24 protein-coding genes and 1 tRNA gene are annotated in these 18,229 nt (G+C 45.9%); 6 read left to right on the forward strand and 19 right to left on the reverse strand.

Annotated features, from left to right (window positions below):
* Positions 1–10: 10 nt before the first annotated feature.
* From ACCC71_RS14610 to ACCC71_RS14675, 14 genes are all read right to left on the reverse strand, one after another.
* Complete coding sequence (locus ACCC71_RS14610) at positions 11–673, reverse strand: hypothetical protein (RefSeq protein WP_434310359.1); 663 nt, start codon at positions 671–673, stop codon at positions 11–13.
* Positions 673–2,730: a phage tail tape measure protein gene (locus ACCC71_RS14615; protein WP_434310360.1), complete on the reverse strand. Its 2,058-nt coding sequence runs from the start codon at positions 2,728–2,730 to the stop codon at positions 673–675. Before ACCC71_RS14615 ends, ACCC71_RS14610 begins: the two co-directional genes overlap by 1 nt.
* A gap of 6 nt (positions 2,731–2,736) precedes the next feature.
* Complete coding sequence (locus ACCC71_RS14620; protein WP_434310361.1) at positions 2,737–3,345, reverse strand: Gp15 family bacteriophage protein; 609 nt, start codon at positions 3,343–3,345, stop codon at positions 2,737–2,739.
* Between the two features lie 4 nt (positions 3,346–3,349).
* Positions 3,350–3,790: a hypothetical protein gene (locus ACCC71_RS14625; protein WP_434310362.1), complete on the reverse strand. Its 441-nt coding sequence runs from the start codon at positions 3,788–3,790 to the stop codon at positions 3,350–3,352.
* Between the two features lie 45 nt (positions 3,791–3,835).
* Complete coding sequence (locus ACCC71_RS14630; RefSeq protein WP_434310363.1) at positions 3,836–4,303, reverse strand: phage tail tube protein; 468 nt, start codon at positions 4,301–4,303, stop codon at positions 3,836–3,838.
* A gap of 21 nt (positions 4,304–4,324) precedes the next feature.
* A complete protein-coding gene (locus ACCC71_RS14635) occupies positions 4,325–4,903 on the reverse strand; it encodes a hypothetical protein (protein WP_434310364.1) in 579 nt (192 codons plus the stop codon).
* Between the two features lie 231 nt (positions 4,904–5,134).
* Complete coding sequence (locus tag ACCC71_RS14640; protein WP_434310365.1) at positions 5,135–5,548, reverse strand: sigma factor-like helix-turn-helix DNA-binding protein; 414 nt, start codon at positions 5,546–5,548, stop codon at positions 5,135–5,137.
* Positions 5,549–5,601: 53 nt separating this feature from the next.
* Positions 5,602–6,366 (reverse strand): hypothetical protein, encoded by a 765-nt coding sequence (locus ACCC71_RS14645; protein WP_434310366.1) that lies wholly within the window; start codon positions 6,364–6,366, stop codon positions 5,602–5,604.
* A gap of 4 nt (positions 6,367–6,370) precedes the next feature.
* Positions 6,371–6,694: a hypothetical protein gene (locus ACCC71_RS14650; RefSeq protein ID WP_434310367.1), complete on the reverse strand. Its 324-nt coding sequence runs from the start codon at positions 6,692–6,694 to the stop codon at positions 6,371–6,373.
* Between the two features lie 99 nt (positions 6,695–6,793).
* Positions 6,794–7,228: a hypothetical protein gene (locus ACCC71_RS14655; protein WP_434310368.1), complete on the reverse strand. Its 435-nt coding sequence runs from the start codon at positions 7,226–7,228 to the stop codon at positions 6,794–6,796.
* 80 nt (positions 7,229–7,308) lie between these two features.
* A complete protein-coding gene (locus tag ACCC71_RS14660; RefSeq protein WP_434310369.1) occupies positions 7,309–7,479 on the reverse strand; it encodes a hypothetical protein in 171 nt (56 codons plus the stop codon).
* 5 nt (positions 7,480–7,484) lie between these two features.
* Positions 7,485–7,643 (reverse strand): hypothetical protein, encoded by a 159-nt coding sequence (locus tag ACCC71_RS14665; RefSeq protein WP_434310370.1) that lies wholly within the window; start codon positions 7,641–7,643, stop codon positions 7,485–7,487.
* A complete protein-coding gene (locus tag ACCC71_RS14670; protein ID WP_434310371.1) occupies positions 7,633–7,863 on the reverse strand; it encodes a hypothetical protein in 231 nt (76 codons plus the stop codon). Before ACCC71_RS14670 ends, ACCC71_RS14665 begins: the two co-directional genes overlap by 11 nt.
* Before the next feature lie 50 nt (positions 7,864–7,913).
* Positions 7,914–8,066, reverse strand: a complete 153-nt coding sequence (locus ACCC71_RS14675) for a hypothetical protein (protein ID WP_434310372.1) — start codon at positions 8,064–8,066, stop codon at positions 7,914–7,916.
* A 140-nt stretch (positions 8,067–8,206) separates the two neighbouring features.
* Between ACCC71_RS14675 and ACCC71_RS14680 the strand changes: the two genes are divergently transcribed.
* The 3 genes from ACCC71_RS14680 to ACCC71_RS14690 all read left to right on the forward strand — a co-directional run bounded on the left by ACCC71_RS14680 (position 8,207) and on the right by ACCC71_RS14690 (position 10,898).
* The gene (locus ACCC71_RS14680) at positions 8,207–8,572 is read left to right on the forward strand and encodes a helix-turn-helix domain-containing protein (protein WP_434310373.1); all 366 of its coding nucleotides are present in this window, start codon (positions 8,207–8,209) and stop codon (positions 8,570–8,572) included.
* Positions 8,573–8,997: 425 nt separating this feature from the next.
* Complete coding sequence (locus tag ACCC71_RS14685; RefSeq protein ID WP_434310374.1) at positions 8,998–9,351, forward strand: hypothetical protein; 354 nt, start codon at positions 8,998–9,000, stop codon at positions 9,349–9,351.
* Positions 9,352–9,776: 425 nt separating this feature from the next.
* Positions 9,777–10,898 carry a tyrosine-type recombinase/integrase gene (locus ACCC71_RS14690; RefSeq protein WP_434310375.1) on the forward strand — a complete coding sequence of 374 codons (1,122 nt, stop codon included), beginning with the start codon at positions 9,777–9,779 and terminating at the stop codon, positions 10,896–10,898.
* Positions 10,899–11,099: 201 nt separating this feature from the next.
* Here the strand turns inward: ACCC71_RS14690 and ACCC71_RS14695 are convergent.
* The 5 genes from ACCC71_RS14695 to ACCC71_RS14715 form a co-directional block, all read right to left on the reverse strand.
* Positions 11,100–11,172, reverse strand: a tRNA-Lys gene (locus ACCC71_RS14695).
* Between the two features lie 78 nt (positions 11,173–11,250).
* Positions 11,251–11,568 (reverse strand): thioredoxin, encoded by a 318-nt coding sequence (gene trxA, locus ACCC71_RS14700; RefSeq protein WP_434310376.1) that lies wholly within the window; start codon positions 11,566–11,568, stop codon positions 11,251–11,253.
* Between the two features lie 198 nt (positions 11,569–11,766).
* Complete coding sequence (trmB, locus tag ACCC71_RS14705; protein WP_434310377.1) at positions 11,767–12,411, reverse strand: tRNA (guanosine(46)-N7)-methyltransferase TrmB; 645 nt, start codon at positions 12,409–12,411, stop codon at positions 11,767–11,769.
* A 194-nt stretch (positions 12,412–12,605) separates the two neighbouring features.
* Positions 12,606–13,559: an exonuclease domain-containing protein gene (locus ACCC71_RS14710; protein WP_434310378.1), complete on the reverse strand. Its 954-nt coding sequence runs from the start codon at positions 13,557–13,559 to the stop codon at positions 12,606–12,608.
* A 316-nt stretch (positions 13,560–13,875) separates the two neighbouring features.
* Positions 13,876–14,064, reverse strand: coding sequence for a hypothetical protein (locus ACCC71_RS14715; protein WP_434310379.1), 189 nt, complete (start codon positions 14,062–14,064; stop codon positions 13,876–13,878).
* Positions 14,065–14,423: 359 nt separating this feature from the next.
* On the opposite strand from ACCC71_RS14715, the gene ACCC71_RS14720 reads away from it, so the two are divergent.
* The 3 genes from ACCC71_RS14720 (at position 14,424) to ACCC71_RS14730 (ending at position 18,143) form a co-directional block, all read left to right on the forward strand.
* Entirely contained in the window at positions 14,424–16,226 is a 1,803-nt protein-coding gene (locus ACCC71_RS14720; protein ID WP_434310380.1) for a Na/Pi cotransporter family protein, read from the forward strand.
* 109 nt (positions 16,227–16,335) lie between these two features.
* A complete protein-coding gene (locus ACCC71_RS14725) occupies positions 16,336–17,190 on the forward strand; it encodes a transketolase (protein ID WP_434310381.1) in 855 nt (284 codons plus the stop codon).
* Positions 17,191–17,192: 2 nt separating this feature from the next.
* On the forward strand, positions 17,193–18,143 hold the full coding sequence (locus ACCC71_RS14730) for a transketolase family protein (RefSeq protein ID WP_434310382.1): 951 nt from the start codon (positions 17,193–17,195) through the stop codon (positions 18,141–18,143).
* The last annotated feature ends 86 nt before the right edge of the window (positions 18,144–18,229 follow it).

Raw genomic sequence — 18,229 nt, forward strand, 5'->3', positions numbered from 1 at the left:
TCTCACCTCTTTACAAATAGCAGGGATAAAACTCGACAGTAGGGGTATCTCGACAGTCAATCCCGTTTTTCCCCGGTATCAGATAAGGAAACTCCGTCCAACTCGCCCGCTTGGCGTCGGGAACTCCGTCCACTAAAATTCGTTTGTTGATACCATCTACCACCAGCTTCTCTCCCGCCTCTACGTCATGGAAGGTAATACTCCCCAGTGGGTATAGGGAAGCGTCTGCCCCCACCGTTACAGTCAAGATACAATCGCTTTTAGGCAGCGTCCCAGGATTGTAAATCGTCTTGCCGGAAGTCTTCATCCAGTCGCCATGACGAATACCGGAAAAGGAATAGGATGCTTCCATCATTTCCTCGCCTACACGCGTTTCCGCCCCCAATTGGTCGCAGTGGCAGGTATATCCAAAACCGTCGCCTAAGATGAGCTCTATCTGACCCATAACCGCCGCGTCAAAAGCAGATTTATGTAAAATGGCCTCTCGCTGATCCTGTCCGGTAAATACAATCGTTAATTCCAGTGTTTTCAGTCCGATTATCTGGGACTGCAGCACATAGGCACTCCTGTTCCGCCCCTGAAAATACATGTTTCCCAGTGGCGTACCTCCATAGACATATTCTCGGATTAATTTACCGTGATAATGCGATAAGTCTCGCCCGTTGATATACACTATATTTCCTCCCAACTCAGCTGTTCGCCTGTATAACGGGCCGTCTGACGGGCAACCGTCCGCCCATCCAGCTGTAAGTAAATATCGAACCTGGCCTCTTTTCCAGCCGCCGAATGAAAAGGCTCCCCGTGTTCCAATCCTGATAGACCGCCAGCTGCCATAAAAGCTGCATTTTCTTCTTTTGTCAGGACTCTTTCTCCATAATGCAAGAACGCCAGATAATCGTCCGACGGAACAAAAGCCATACCTTTTTTCAATCTCTTAATTTCCGAGATATGAAATCCCATACCACCAATACCCGGAACCCAATCCGGGACTTGAATCTTATTCAGACCGCGAATAAAGCCATTGAGCACATCAATGCAAAAATTGATGGGAGTTTTCCATATATTTCCGATTCCATCTACGATATTAGAAAAAATACTTTTAACGCCTTCCCAGGCCCGCCCCCAGTCTCCGGTAAAAATACCCTCGATAAAATCAATAATTCCGCCAAAGATACCTTTGATATTCTCGATAATTGGCCTAGCCTTTTCCAATACGCCATTCAAAGCGTTATTAAAAATATTGGGGAGACTTTGCATAATTTCAATTAAAGGTTGGATTGTAAAATCCAACAAAAAAGCAAGAATGTCAATCAGCGGTTGAATTGCCTCAGAAATCAAAGATACGATTGGGCCGATAGCCGTCATAAAAGCATCCATGAGCGGACCCAACCGCTCCATTAAAACTGGGAGTACCGACTGAATCAGGTTTTCCAAAATTGGCATTAACATCTCGCCCAGCGGGATCAACAGCATTTCCAAGTTCCGTTGAAGGCCCCCGATCATGTCCTTCAAGTCGTCACCGTTGACGTCTTTCATCTGGTTCAAGGCATCGCCGGTATTATAAGCGCCCTCTTCGATATCCGCCAGCTGAGAAATTACTTCCGGCCCCAGTTCCTCCCACGCACTCCCAAATAGCGCCGCGCCTGCCGCGTTTTGCTCTAACGGGTCTTCCATTTCCGCCAACGCTTCTATGGTCTGTTCAAAGGCTTCCTTTGCCGTATCACCGCCGGCAGCAAACTTTTCCGCCATAATATCCGCGTCCAAACCAATTGCCTCAAAGCCCTCTTTGGTGGTATCGCTCCCATCTATCACACGGATAGACATTTCTTTGACAGCGTCTCCGATCTTATCCAAATTCCACGCACCGGTTTCAGCGCCGGTTTCAAATATCTTGAACATGTCGTCGGCGTCCAAACCGACTTTTGCAAACTGACTGGAATACTTATTAATACTGTCGAGCAGTTCGCCGGAATAATCTAAACCGTTCTGGGCGCCTACAGCAATCAATCCCATCGCCTCTTCGCCGGATACGCCAAAGTTATCCATCAGCGCTTTAGCTGCGCGGGTCGATTCGGACACATCATATTTAAATACATCCTTCAGGACAAAAGCGGATTCCGTTACCTGCTGAAGCTCTTCGTCAGACATATCCCCCAACTGTTTATCCACCTGGGCCATCGCCTGCGCGATATCCTTAAAAGATTCTCCGTAATTGTTGGTATAGATTTCCTCGAGAACTTTCTGGTATCGTTCCGTCTCTTCCTTGCCTTTTCCGGTGGAGGCCAGATATCCGTTCATGGCTTGTTTCATTTCATCCGCAGCGCCAACCGCCTTTATCCCAATCTCCGCTATGCCAACGCCTACGCCAACCGCCGCCGCCTTTGCCCCGGAGAGGCCGTCCGTCCATTTTATTATGGAACCAACAGATGTGTCTTCCAGCTGCTTCTTAATGATCTTCTTTGCATTTTCGGCTACCGTTTTTTCATTTTTTTCGCGTTCCTGGCCGGTTTCCTTATCGTCTTTTACGCGCTCATCATTTTGCTTTTCTTGGTGTTCCGTAACAGATTTCTGTTCCTGCTTAATTGCATCGGAGGTTTTTTTCTCCAACTTTTCGCGTTCCTGGCCGGTTTCCTTTGCTGATTTTTTTACAGCCTGTCCCACTCGCTGCAAATCACCATTCAGTTTGCTGTCATCGACCCGAACCGTATATTGAATTTCCCCATCGGCCATCTTTCATCACCTGCCCTTTGCCTGGGATTCTAATACTGAAAAAAGAGCGTTCAGTCCTTTCTGTCCTCCTCCGCCTTCTACCGGAAGGGCATAATAGGCCTTCAGCTCCATCAAATTTTGTCTTTCTTTTTGGTTTTGTTTTGTAGGACTTGGAATATCCATGCCGCGAATTTTCATGATTTCCCGGATTTTTGTTCCATCCGGGAGCCCCTGGAATAAAGCGATAAAGCGTTTCCATTGGAGACGCCCCTGCTCCTCCAGGAGATCCATCCCATAGGCTTGCAAAAAAGAAGCGTAGATATATTCCCCATCTAAATCAAAGTCTACCACCTTCTGTTGCTTTCCTACCTGCGGACGCGGAGGGAGCTCGATTTGCTGTTTGACAATCTCCGTCAGCAAATCTGCCTTCTGCGTCTGGGATAGACGCCTAACGCGCGTCTGATTTTTAATCAGCATTCGGAGCGCCTGTTCCAGCTTATCCAACTCTGTCAAATCCGGGTCCTTATATAATTTTTGGACGGCAAGGACAATATCGTAGGCCGGCCTCGTCCGATAACAGTGGCCGCCAAACCATATCCGGTTCCGCCGATCAAAAACATCCGTGATCAGACCCACAAAATCACCTCGCCAAAAAGGAACGTTTCCGGTCGTACAACCGCATTTTGTTCTTTTTTGCTTCCTTTGCAATCTCGCGCATCTTAGGGATGACGACTTGCATCAAGAAGGGCGTAACTTCATTCATCATTTCAAAAACATTTCCGCCGTAAAAATCCAAAATTGCTTGTGCGTCTTCATCGCCAAAAATGACTCGCATGATCGTAAGAGCCGCCGATTCCAGATTTTTATAAGCCTCCGCCATCTGCTCCGGTTCCTTTTTTGCCGCTGACGCTGCTTTTACCGCGGCGTCGGCGTGGATCAAATCGATCACCTTCCTGTTGATGTCCTGGACAATTCCTGCTCTATCCAACTGGATCAAGATCGTTCTTACGACTTTTCCATTTTCATCAACCAGTTCCAGCTCTTCCGTTGCGCTCTTATTTTGTCTCATCTGATACGCCATATTGTTTTATCCTCCTGAAATAAAAGAGGAGCTCGAAAGCTCCCCTTACACTGCGGTTTCTACCACGGGTTTTCCGTTTCCGTGAATGGTTACTGTCAGTCCATTCGGCTGGTTACTTTCCCCATAAGCCGCTGTAATGTTGGCCAGAGTAACCGGCCAGATAATCGTCGTTTCCCCTTTGACTAGCTTCAGATGCGTTTTGCGTGCCGCTCCAAAATGGTACTGCACTTCCTCGCTCAAAATATAGTCACAAGCAGCGTCGCCTGATTTGCAATCTCCGGTGAGGGTCAGAGTTAACTGTCCACCCGTGACTTCTGTGCTCCCCCAGCCTTTATCCGCATAATAGCTTGCCTGATATAATACTTCGTTGAAGCTCTGGGCCATATTCTTGGTTAATGTCGCTAAACTTGCCCAAGTGGGCTGTTCCGCGTTCGGCGTTGTATTGATATACGCCTCGGTTTCATAGTTGATTTCTGGAGTAATTGTGTTCTCCGGCAATACAGATTCTGCCATACTGATCATCCATCCTTTCATTCAAAATAAATTTTTTTGTGCCTTTGCTGCTTGACGCTGGTCCCAAGCCTCTTTTTTATCCTCCATCTCGTCAAGGGCATCTACCCCTTTTTTAAACTGAGGATACTTGTTCACTACTTTTTTAATGGCTTCGTTTCTATCCAGCTCCCCATCCGCGGTCATATAAGATCTAGCTAGAACCACCACGTCGTCAACTGCCTCTTTAGAGACGCCTGCCTCATAACAGGATATCTTCATTTCCAGTACGGAAACTTTATCCTCCGCTGCTTTTCTGGCTTTTGCCTCCTCCCGGCTTTCCCCGTTCTGATCGGTGCTGCCGTCTCCGTCATCTTCCTTCCCATTCCTCTGGGCCTCGCGCTGCCATTTCCGGCGCTCCCGCGCCAGACGTTTTTTCACAGCATCGTCCAGATCCTTCTGGGAAAAATTTTTTTCGTCAGATTTCCCGCCGTCCGGGTCTCCCCCGTCCTGACCGCCATCATTGTCGGCCCCGTCATTACAGATACCATCTGCGTCTCCGCATCCGTCGTCCGGAGCATGAAAGAACTGCCCGCATCCGTAATGGTTGTTCATAAATTCCATTTTATTTCCTTTCTCCGTTTTATGCCCGTCGGCAAATATAAAAAGCGCCGCAAAGGGCGCCTTTATAGATGATTGCAGCGTTGATATCCTCGACTTCTTCTTACCGCCAAGCCTAAACTTGGCGGCTTAGAAAGCAAAAAATAAAAAGGAGGAATAAAACGCAAAAAGCAGACCACCATCTTTGATCGTCTGCTTTTATAGTATCAATATATCACATTCCAATACGACATTCTATGACATCTTCAAATTTTCAAGCGCCCGTCCATGCAGCCTAAGAATGTGACGCGAAGTATACCCCATTTCCATCGCGATCTGCTCCCAGCTTTTACCCTCCAGATACCGGTATGTAAGCAAATCTTTTTCCCGCTCATCCTCCACTGCCTCAATACACCTTTGGACTTTTTGGCAAGCATAAATCCTCTCATATTTGGATGCAATAATTTCCCGTTCGATCTTGTCCACTTGGGCTGCATAATCTGATAAATCCCTGATATTGGTTCCATGGGGCATCCCGTCATGGATAACGCTCGGTAATATTTTATTCAGCTTCCATTCTCTCAGATGCTGTTCCAGCCGCGCCACATCACGTTTCGCTTTCTGGTAGGACTTTAAAAACTCCTTTTTCTTTTCATTCTCCTCGTTCAATTTCTTACCCCCGTTTTAGTATCTAAAGCTTAAAGCTATAAGTCACGCCGCCATCATACTCTTCCAGACAGTTTTCTTTCTTCCACTGCCAACAAGGCGTCGTAATCCGTATCCCGTTGGTCAAAGTTGTGAAACTGGTTCAAAGGTTTATCTTGCAGCAGAGAGTTCTCCAGCTTTTCTGTTAGGCTTTTCAACGGAAACACTCCCTTCCAATCATTCAAGATGGACTGATGCAAGATCTCAATCTGTTCCTCATGACTTGGCGTAAGCCGATTCAACTTTTCGACCATCAAAGACACCGCCTTTTCCGTCATCGGCGCTTTTATCTGCCTCCGAAATTCAATAAAATCACAAATAGCATCATTCAACGCCCCGTCCATGCTATATATATTTCTTCCCTTCTTCCCTTCTTGTTTTTCTTTCTTCCTTTTATTGCTGGGAATCAATTGGGAATCGATTGGGTCTTGACTGGGTCCTAACTGTGCTTTGTCTGGGGCTTGACTGGGAATTGTCTGATAATCATCGTAGGAAACCACCGTAAATACGCTATATTTTGGATACCTTTTGACTGTGAGGTTTTTCGTTTTCGTAAGATTTTTTACCGCCGTCCGAACCTCGTCATATGTAAGCCCCGTTTCCTCCGCCAGTCTTGAATAAGACGAAACAAAAGAACCTCTTCCTACCGTCTCTCCCTCAAATTTTCCTTCCTGCCAATTCGCTTGCACAATGCAATGAAAAAATAACTTAAAGGTATTCAAATTCCGATACCACTCCCAGTCCTTAATGCCACGATAGAATTTTACATAATTTCCATCCATGCCTCTACTCCTTAAACAAAGAAAGCTGACCAGGCATGCTCTCTTTCTTCCGACTTCTTCCCTCCATCGCGCGAATTTTATCCAGTATCTCCCCAGCTCGATGATATTCCTGACGCAAATACGCTTTATAATAAGCTGCATCCTCTGGAAACTTGGGAATGTAATATCCCCCTATAATCGAGTCGGCAATCACCTTTGCTCGACCAGTTTTATTAATCTCTGCAATGGCGTCCCTCACGGTCCGCTCACTTACGCCCGCGCAGTCCGCAATCTCGAACCGACTTCTAGCATTCCGGCGGCCAACCGGGATATATGGCAATAAATCCATCCATTTTCCTCCCAACTACTATTTTACTGCATTGACACATCCATTGGCATCAACGCCAACCACTTACTGTTATCACTTCAGACTCAACTGGTAACTCCCTTACTCCAGCGCTCCCCTCTTGCCTGTAGGATATAGCGCCTCTACTATTTTGGTCCGTTCGACTGGTGTCAAGGTCTCTATTTCCAATTTCTTTGCCTCCAAGACCGTCCCTTTAATCAGTAAAGCCATCTCTTTGCTGTTATACTCCCTGGACGGCTTTATAATGGCATAATGAACAAACTCTTTGCCATCCACATGGCCTGTACCAACTCGGCGGGCATATATATTGCACCGCTTAAGATCAATCTCTGGCAAGGCAGATATTATCGCGGCTCTGCCGCCATCATCCCGAAGGATTATTCCATATTTGGCCATCAAATCATAATGTACAGAGTCACTGTCACTGTCCAAAGCATCTGCAATTCTACGGCAAAGCGCCCAATGATAAGCATTGGCTTCCAAAGTACGCTTTCTATATCCAATAACTTTTACCATTGCAATTTCTCCGATTTTATCCTATAATAAAAATATCAGCATATCTTTTTGCATCGGGCCTTGGTGTTACCGCACCAGGCCTATTTTAATTCCAAAAAAGTAACCATTCCCGGCATATCGCAGGGCACCCGAATCGCCACCGGCCGGCATCCCTCAAAAATAAACGCAACGCCCGTTTTTCGCTCCAAGTCATGGATTTCCTTCAGCGTCATACTCTCCAAGTCCACTTGCTCTCCATAAATCAACTGCATCCCATTTACCTCCCTCGCGCCACCATCGCCGTATTGACAATAAAAAACACCACTCCTAACGCCAACACTCCCGGCGTACTCTTATGAGCTAGTACCAACAAAATCGTCAGCCAACCGGCACCGTACAGTAAGGCCAGAAGAGTACCTATTACTTCATGCTTCATAACGTCTCCTCCTTACATACTTCCGCCGTGCCTGCTCTTTTTGAAGCTGTTTTTGCCGCCACTGCTCAAACTTCTCCGTATCAATCAAAAACTTTCCGCCTCCCACAGTTCGAGTAGCAAAATCCTGCCCCTCCGCATGGCAAGCCGCTTTCATATCGTCCCGCCCGAAACCAATCTTTACAAGCTCTGTGATTGACATCACCGCCTTAGGATATTGCATTACAAACTCACCTCCTTATTTCATCGATTCACTTTTGTTATCTCCCCTTCCTATTCCACATCCACAAAATACTCCTCCTCTGTTTTATTTTTTTCCGCAGCTTTCGATTCCGCATACCCAAGAAAATACCCCTTCTCAAACGCATCCATTTTCGGTAAAGCTTTATCAATTGTCTTAAGGATCTTCTTTTCATTCTCGTTCACGCAATGACCTCCTTTGTTGTTGTCTTTGAATACATTATAATATTCTTAGAATACCATGTCAAGCGCTTTTTGTATTCTATGAAAACTTTTTGGTTGACTTTTTTAATCTTTTTTGCTATTATCTACTCAGGAGGTAAAATATGAATACTCGAATAAAAGAACTAAGAAAATATCTTGGTCTTACTCTTGAAGAATTCGGAAAAAGGCTTGGCGTAACCAAAGCAGCCATCTCAAATATAGAAAATGGAAACAGAAATGTAACGGATCAGATGGTCATTTCCATATGCCGTGAATTTGATGTTAACGAAGAATGGATTCGATATGGAAACGGCGAAATGATTCGGCAAAGAAACCGAAGCGAAACCATCATTGATTTCTCCGCCGACCTTTTAAAAGAAGAAGACGAATCCTTTAAAAAGAAACTCATTGAAGCCTTAGCCGTTTTAAATGAATCAGAATGGGAAGTTTTAGAAAAATTAGCTCTAAAACTCACAAAAAAAGACTAGGGGATTTCCCCTAGTCTAAATACCGCTTAATAAACCGATATATGTATTCCAATTTTTTAAAATCCGTCACTTTTAAAACAAGGTCAATAATAGCTTTTTGCAGTTTTCGAAAATCCTCCATGTAGTGCTCTCCTTTTAGCTCTTGAGAAATATATGCTTTCAATCTTCTTATCATCGTAATATCATAATGAACAAAAGAAAGCGATACATATTCAAACCTACGCTTCCGTAAATATTTGAGAGCCCTCTACAAAACTATCAGATCTTGTTATATACATTACCACAGCTTTCGTTTCACAACAATAATTATAGTTTTAATCCGCTTTTTTCTAACATTTTCTCCTGCAAGAAAAGAAAAGGCCAACCAGACACATTATGATGTCGGTAAAGAAGTACGATCCACCATCGAACGCCTCGGCGGAACTATGCCAAAAGACCTTCCTACCCCAGAAAAAAGCATTCAGCAGCTAGAACGAGAACAAAAAAATTATCACAGAAGTAAAAAACCGGCCCCTGCGTCAACAGCGACCGGCCACGTCCACCACAAGAATGACGATAAAAGAACGGAGAAAGCTATGGAAACTCAAATTGTATATTGCGATGAAACTGGCGATGATGGATTAAATACTAGCTCTAGTGAATCATTTATTCTTACCAGTATATATATGCCGAGTAGCTCATGGCAAGATAATTATGATACTATTAAAACACTTCGATCTGAACTGAAAAAAGAATATGGATTTTTATTCGTCAAGAAATGCATACAAAGCATTTTTTGACGAATAAAAATCCATATCGAACCTACCAATGGACAAAGGATCAAAAGATAGAAATATTAAAAAAATTCACCCTTACGATTGCGTCTCTACGTATCTCTGCAATCAATATAATTATTGATAAAACACGGATCCACACGGAAAATTACCATATACTAGAAAATGCTTTGACTTACAATATACAAAGAATTGAAAATGATAGCAGAGGAGGTTGGAATTTTCTCCTTATTACGGATAAAGGACGCATAGCCCCTATGAGAAAAACCGCCCAGTGCTACCAACACCAGGCGGCTCACAGCCCACCAAAGGAGGCTTTGCCTTTTACAAGCACAGTATACACCCTTCGGCGGGCAGGGTCAAGTACCCTGTTCTTTTTGTACCCATTTTTCGCTCATTACAGACATAAATAAAAACCAGGAGGAACACTTATGCCAAAAGCAAAATACAAACGCCGGAAAGATGGAAGATTTGGGACCTACGTCCAAGACGGCTATCTGCCCGACGGCCGTCCCAATCGAATTTCCGTGTACGCCAACAGCTCGGCAGAGCTGGAAAAGAAGGTCTCTGAAATCCGATACGAGATCGAGCATGGAACCTATATCGCACATAAAGACGTGCTATTTGGGGATTATGCCAAGCAATGGTTTGAGACCTATCAAATCAACAACCAACCGCCCACAAAAGCCATGTATCAACGGATAATCGATAAATACCTAAAGCCCCTGCACAACTCCCCCTTGATCAACATAAAAAAATCCGACATCCAGCGGATTATCAACCAAAACAGCCAACATCGCCGCACATGCGAACAAATCCTTTTGACAGTCCGTCAGATCATAAACTGCGCCATTGACGATGGCCTTTTGCTCCGCGATATCTGCCGAAAGATCAAACTTCCCAGCGCCACGCAGGATCCCGAAAACGGACGGCGCTCCCTGACAGAGATTGAAAAAAGCGCCATCGACCAGGCAGACTTTACGCCCAAGCAGCGGGCCTATGTCGCCATCCTTCGCGGCTGCGGCCTTCGTCCAGGCGAAATTACCGCTTTAAAGCCCCTCGATATCAACTGGAGCGAAAACACCCTACGAGTCGACGAAGCAATCACCTACGACGAAAATAACGTGGTCTGGAAAGGCCCCAAATCCCAGTCCGGATATCGGGAAATCTCCATGCCGCCCTTCGTGGTGGACGCTCTGCGCGCTTACCTGCCGACCGTTGACGACATAGTTCTTTTCCCGATGGAGCGGAAAGGCGGCCCCATGACCAAATCCAGCCGAAGGAAATTGTGGGAAGGCATTATGAAAAAAATCCGGGAAGCCGCTGGCGAAACCGTCACCGACACCGGAATCAAGAACCAAAAAATATTCGGCCTCATCCAGTACACCTTCCGGCATAATTATTGCACCTCCCTCTACTATTCCGGCGTATCGCAAAAAGAAGCGATCCGTTTGATGGGACACAGCGATTATAAATTGATTATGGAGGTCTACGCACACCTGGATAAACAAAAGGAAAAAACCGAGAAAAAGCTCGCAAAAACGTCATTTTAGAGGCATGATTTTTGACGACATTTTGACGACATTGATCTCCCCAAAAGGCCCTGACGACAGTTTGAAGGCCACTATTTCCCGTCAATTCCACCTATTTTCACTCATTTCATATAGGAGCCCAAAATGCCAAAAAAGCCCGCAAAAACGCAAAGAAACGCCACCCCCGCAAAGCTTTTCGCTAAACGAAGATGGCGTCGTTAGTGGGCCATTAGGGGCTCGAACCCTAGACACCCTGATTAAGAGTCAGGTGCTCTACCAACTGAGCTAATGGCCCGTCTCATTCCCCGTGGGTAACGGAACGAGACCTATTATAGCCTATACCCACGAGAAATGCAAGTACTTTTTTGACAAATTATAAAACTTTTTTCAACACTGCTTCCACGCTCTCAGCCGGAGTTAACCCCAACAAAGAGTCCACGACTTGGCCATTCTGAAACAGCACCATATACGGAATCGAACGAACCTGATATCTCGAAGCGGTCTCGCTGTTTTCATCTACATTCAGCTTTCCAATTACGATCTTTCCCTCATACTGATTCGAGAGCGTTTCCAGCACTGGCGCCATCATCTTACAAGGCCCGCACCAATCCGCATAAAAATCTACAAGGACTGGCTTGTCCGACTTTAGCACTTCTTCCTCAAAATTACCGTCCGTAAAAACCTTTGTCATTTTGTCTCCTCCTATTTTCGTTGGTTATTCAAAGTATCCCTTACTTCATCCAAGCATTTTTTGATCCGAAACGCTTTTTTATCCAAATGACTCTTCCGGCTAGTCATCCTGGCCAATTTCACCTGCCAACTTCTCCGGATTCCCATTCTGCACCCCACATCTCAAGCTCATTTCTAGTATATGGCATAATAAGCCGTCCTATTCCGCTCCCTGATCAGCAATCAACTTATAAATCGGATTCCCCAGTGCAGAAAACCGTTCTTCATATTCCGTCATAATATTTCCGTCGTTCAGTTCGCTATGATGCAGATCACTGGTGTTTTCCAAAATTCTCCACCCGTTTTCTACGATGGATTCCAGAGAAAACTCAAATAAGCTTCGATTATCCGTCTTAAACTCTAAACGGCCAATACGAGTCAATACTTCATGATAACGCGCTAAAAATGCGCCCGAGGTCAACCTACGCTTTGCATGGCGGTCCTTCGGCCAGGGATCCGAAAAATTCAAATAGATTCGAGCCACTTCATTTCGGTCAAAAACTTCCGGAAGCGCCTCCGCATCCATCCGAATCAAACGGAGATTCGGCAACCGCAGCTCCTCCTGCTTTTGGACAGCCCGCAGCAATACGCTGGAATATTTTTCGATTCCAATATAATTAATATCCGGATGCGCCGCTGCCATTCCTGTCAAAAACTTTCCCTTTCCCATCCCAATCTCAATGTGAACCGGATGATCGTTTCCAAATAGCGCCGCCCAGTTTCCTTTTTGCTGTTCCGGGTACAAAACAACAAATTTGCTGTCCGCGATGGCTTCACGGGCCCCTGGAACATTTTTTAACCGCATGGTCTTCTGATTTCCTCCTCTTTTCTTTTCAAATATTTATCTTCATTTGTTTTGTCCTGACCGTGTGCGCCCTTGCCAACGGAAGGTATTACTTCTTACATTAATTTAGGAAGAAGTAGCTCTTTATTCATACATGGACAATGCGCCGAGACATACCGGCACGTCCACCGGTAGAACTCCCATAGGACATTTGACTACCGTCCCTTTTTTCTACGGCCTCTCCGCCGTTCCCGAATCTGCTCTTTTTTCTCCTTTAGTTTCTGAACGGCCTCTTCGTCGGCCTGCTTGATCGTCTTTACGGCAAAAACCCGCCCATCCGATGTTTTCTTAATTCGAATTTTCCCCTTCACATATCCGTGCCTTGGACATTGCACCAAAGATAAATAGACGTTGGTTCCCGTAGAAAACCACCGAATTCTCTTCCAAACCGGAAGGCCGCATCGGCTGCACCGCATCGAACTTACCACCCGATCCGTCATAGCCTCTTCCTTGGTCGCAAAGCTTTTTGATACATACTTTATATAAGTTCCAAAGTCTCGATAGATTTCCTCTTGGCGGGAAGATGGAATTCGATGATAGTCAATGGATTCATAACGGCCAACCTCGTTCAAATCCATCCGTTTCATCACTTCCGCCGTATAATACGTATCGTCAAAGGCCCGATGGAAAGGAATCGTTTTTTCGATTCCCAGATATTCTACCGCCTGTTCCAACGCCAACCGGCTCTTTCCATCGTCGTACAAAAGGCTAAACATCTTTTGCAGGTCATAAAAAAATAACGGATTAGGCAACGTATTCCGTATCCGATAATAATCCATATTCCGCTGTAGTTCATTTAAGTCTAGGCTTCCCCAAGTGACAAACCGGAAATCATCTCCACACCAATTTAGAAAATCACGAACCACCGGTGAAAACGTCCTTGCCCGGTCCAGTTCTTCCTGCTCCAAATGAATGACTTCTTTGGTACGATAATGCAGACGCCGATAGACCAGGGGCCGAATCACCTCCTGAAAGCGCCCGATTTCCTCTTTTCGCTCATTTAATTTGATCGCGCCAATCTCCACAATCTCAAAAGGAAGCCTGGGGTTCTCCTTTTCCTTTCCCTGAGGACACTGGTTCCATTCCAGATCAAAGATCACATAGTTCATAATCGTTCCCTAAATTTATTTATAAGTAGGCAATGGGACATACTTGCCTGTCTATTTGATTTCACGTCAGCCCCTTGTAAAAACGCTTGCTTTTCTTTTCACCCAACCGAACTAAGGGCTCCTCCCACCTCCGGCGGGCCTCTCCCCCTTGGTTCCTATCTTATCCGCAGTGCACACTTGAAAATCCTTCGGCTTTTCGAGTTCACGGGCTTCGCCCTATCGCTTCGTAAGATGCCAAACTCGTCTGTAAACAGCCGATTTGGCATCTTACTTCCTATCTTATCCGCAGTGCACACTAGAAAAGCCTTCGGCTTTTCTAGTCCACGGGCTTCGCCCTATCGCTTCGTAAGATGCCAAATTCGTCTGTAAACAGCCGATTTGGCACCTTACTTCCTATCTTATCCGCAGTGCACACTTGAAAAGCCTTCGGCTTTTCTAGTTCACGGGCATTCGCCCTATCGCTCCGTAAGATGCCAAATTCGTCTGTAAACAGTCGATTTGACATTTTACTTCCTATCTTATCCGCAGTGCACACTCGAAAAGCCTTCGGCTTTTCAAGTTCACGGGCTTCGCCCTATCGCTCCGTAAGGTGTCAAAATGACTGCAAGCAGTCATTTTGACACCTTACTTCGCGGCACTGCTCATTGCCAACGCGTATATTATACCATGTCTCTTATAAAAAGGGAACGTTCTCTCGCTTTATTTTTCAACTGCCTAAAATAAATTTTTATATCCTTCTCTCCAGTTTCACAAATTCTTCTTTATTTCGCTGGAGATTTCATGTATACTAGAGGAGGTATCTCAGGCGTGATAACGCGCCTCTTGAATTCCGTTTTAAATTTGCACTGCAGATGAGGGAGAGCTATGGACATCCTATCTTTTTTGCCCCTTTTTGCCGGTATCGGCCTTTTCCTATATGGAATGGGTCTGCTGGCCAAGGCAATTGAACGTTTGGCAGGCGCCAAACTGGAAAAAACTTTGGAAACGTTAACTAGTAATCGTTGGAAAGGCCTAGCCCTTGGTACAGGTGTCACCGCCATTATTCAAAGTTCGGCCGCCACGACCATCACGGTGGTGGGCTTTGTCAATGCCGGCATGATGAAACTGTCCCAGGCGCTTCCCGTTATATTCGGGGCTAATATTGGTTCTACCGCCACAGCTCAGATTCTTCGCCTCGGCGACCTAGAATCCGGTGGGATCTTTCTCTCTCTTTTAAAGCCCTCCGCCTTTGCACCCATCATCATTGCCGTGGGCGCCGGGATTATGCTGATGGCAAAACGAAAAAAGACGAAAAATATCGCCAACCTTCTGCTTGGCTTCGGTATTTTATTTTGGGGAATGACCACTATGGAAAATACCCTTTCCCCTTTGCGCAATGATCCCGACTTTCAACAGCTCTTTTTAGCCTTTGAAAATCCAATTCTCGGTATCCTCGTGGGCGCTCTGGTTACTGCGATTATTCAGAGTTCTTCTGCTTCCGTCGGTATCCTCCAAGCTCTGTCCTCCACAGGAACCGTTTCTTTTGCTATGGCGTTCCCATTGATCCTTGGTCAAAATATCGGAAAATGTCTCGCCGTTGTTTTGGCAAGTTTCGGCACAAACCGGAATTCCAAACGAGCGGTCTTCGTTCATCTGATCTTTAATGTCTTTGGCGTCGTTCTATTTGCCCTCGGAATGTACGGGTTAAACGCGGTATTTCGTTTTTCATTTTTCAGCCAAATTGTAAATCGCGGAGATATTGCTACCATCCATACCTGCTTCAACCTGGTCACCGCTTTGGTTTTAATGCCCTTTGTCAATTCATTGGCCAGATTCTCTGAACGGATTATTAAAGACGATGAATCCCTTCGCACCAGCCATGCCCTTGATTACCTGGATGATCTCTTTTTGAAAAATCCTGGCGTCGCCTTAGAACAATGTAAAAAAGTACTTTACAGCATGGGCGACTCCATACAGGAAAACCTTTCCATATCTGAAGGCCTTTTGTTAGAAAAATATGATCTTCGGCAGCTGGCACAACTGGAGGAAAACGAACGATTTCTGGATAAATGCGAAGCCTCCCTCGGCGAGTATTTAGTCAAAGTCACCCGCCACAGCCTTTCTGACCAAGAATCTCATGAGGCCACGGAAATTCTTCAGTGCGTCAGTGATTTTGAACGAATTGGGGATTACTGCGTCAATATTGCGGAGACTGCCGAATATATGTCGGAAACCAATATTTCCTTTACCGAACAGGGCGTAAGGGAAGCCCGCCTTCTCTTCGACGCGGTGCACCATATTGTCAATGAAACCCTAGAATCATTCCAAACCGAAGAAAAAGAACACCTACTTTCTGTCGAACCCTTGGAAGAAGCCATTGACGCAATGATAGCAGAACTAAGAAATCACCATATTGAACGGCTCCAAAGTGGAACCTGTTCGGTAGATACTGGAATATCCTTTATAGAACTTTTAAATAATATGGAACGAATTTCCGACCACTGCTCCAATATCGCCGTTTATATCGTCCAGAAGCAAAAGATCGATGAAGATTTTGACCGGCATAGCTATCTAAAGGCCGTTCACCGCGGAGAAATGGCTGGTTATCAGGATCGTTTCAACCAATATTGCGACCAATATCTGGTACCGCTTCTGGATTCCAAACACCAAAAGGAAATGAAGTCATAAATACTTTTGATCGTCAAATCTTTGCAAAACCAAAAAAAAGGTTTACATATGAGAAATCCATGCTATAGTATTATCGGAACGATAGATAGAAGAATCTGGAGGTCAAATCATGGAAAAAAAGGAACTGCAGGCATGTAAGATCCATTCTGCCAAGGTGCGTCTGGATGTCCTAAAGATGCTGAAATGGAGGCGGTATGGCCATCTGGGCGGCGCAATGTCTGTTATTGAGCTGCTATCCGTCTTGTACAACCGGCACCTGCGTCACGATGCCAAGAATCCAGGCTGGGAAAACCGGGATTATCTCGTGCTGTCGAAAGGACATGCCGGCCCCGCCCTCTATGCTACTTTGGCAGAGCAGGGATATTTCGATAAAGACTTTCTGTTTACCTTAAACGAAGGCGGCACCACGCTTCCTTCCCATCCGGACAAAACAAAAACGCCCGGCGTAGACGCTACGACCGGTTCCCTGGGACAAGGTACTTCCGTAGCTGCCGGTCTCGGTTACACGCTCCGCCTGGAGCACTCCGATCAGAAAGTTTATCTGATCGTCGGAGATGGAGAGTTGAATGAAGGACAGTGTTGGGAAGCATTCCAATTTATCGCCTCCCACAAACTGAATGAAGTTATTGTCTTTATTGACGAAAATAAACGTCAGCTGGACGGCTGGACCGAAGATATCATCCGTCAGTTTGACATTGCGGAAAAAATGCGCGCCTTTGGTTTTTATACGGTACGCTGCGACGGCTCAGATGAAGAAGCCATCGACAAGGCAATCGAAGAAGTAAAAGGCGTCAAAGATCAGGCGGTCTGCGTCGTCATGAACACCATCAAGGGGCAGGGTTCCCCTTACTGGGAAGCTCTGGTGGACAACCACGCACCGAAATTCAACGCCGAAGCGGATGCTGCGACCGATGAAGATATCGCCCGCATTGAAGCCTGGCTGAAAGAAAACGGAGGTCTGTAAGCATGTGGAAATTAGCGATGGATGGAAAAGATCAGGAGCTTCGGACAGTATTTGCCGACACGCTGAATGCTCTGATCGATGAAAATAAAAAGATTTTTGTTATGGATGCCGACCTGGCAGGCGCGTCTAAGTTTGGAAAAGTACAGAAGGCTCATCCGGAAAACTTTCTGAATATGGGCATCTCAGAGGCAAATATGATGTGTGCCGCCGCCGGCATGTCCATGCGCGGCTACGTTCCTTTTGTACACACATTCGCCCCCTTTGTTGCACGCCGTTCTCTGGATCAAATTTTCCTGTCTGGCGCCTATGCAAAGAATACCATCAATATCTATGGTTCCGACCCCGGCGTCTGCGTGGCCGCCAACGGCGGTACTCACACCTCTTTTGAGGACGTCGCCATCATGCGGACCATTCCTGAGGCCATGGTCTTTGACCCAGCCGACGGCGCACAGCTGGCTTGGTTGATTCGAGAGCTGGTGCCTTACACAGGCGTACATTATATCCGCGCCAACCGGAAAAATACCGTAAACATCTACGAAGAAGGCTCCACCTTTACCATTGGAAAAGGAAATATCATTCGGGAGGGTTCCGACGTTCTCTTGATTGCGATGGGCGAAGTACTTCACGACGCCATCGGCGCGGCCGAAGAGCTGGCTGCGGAAGGAATCTCTGTGGAAGTTGTGGATATGTTCACGGTGAAACCGTTAGACTCCGAGCTGATCTTAAAGGAAGCCGCTGGGAAGAAGCTGGTCGTCACCTTTGAAAATCACAGCATTATCGGCGGTCTTGGCGGAGCTGTGGCGGAAGTCATGGCAGAAGGCGGCTGCGGCGTTCGGTTGAAACGGCTCGGCGTCAACGATCAATTCGGACAGGTTGGTACGCTCAGCTATCTGAAGGGCGCATTCGGCCTGACCCAAGAAAACTGTGTAAAAACGATCAAAGAAAATCTATAAAGACATTTCAGACGAATAAGTAACAACGAATTTTCCTAATAGAACAAAATAAGAGGGTCCCTCATCCATGAGGAGCCCTCTTATTT

The organism is Hominifimenecus sp. rT4P-3, assembly GCF_051055405.1.
Classification (GTDB): domain Bacteria; phylum Bacillota; class Clostridia; order Lachnospirales; family Lachnospiraceae; genus Pseudolachnospira.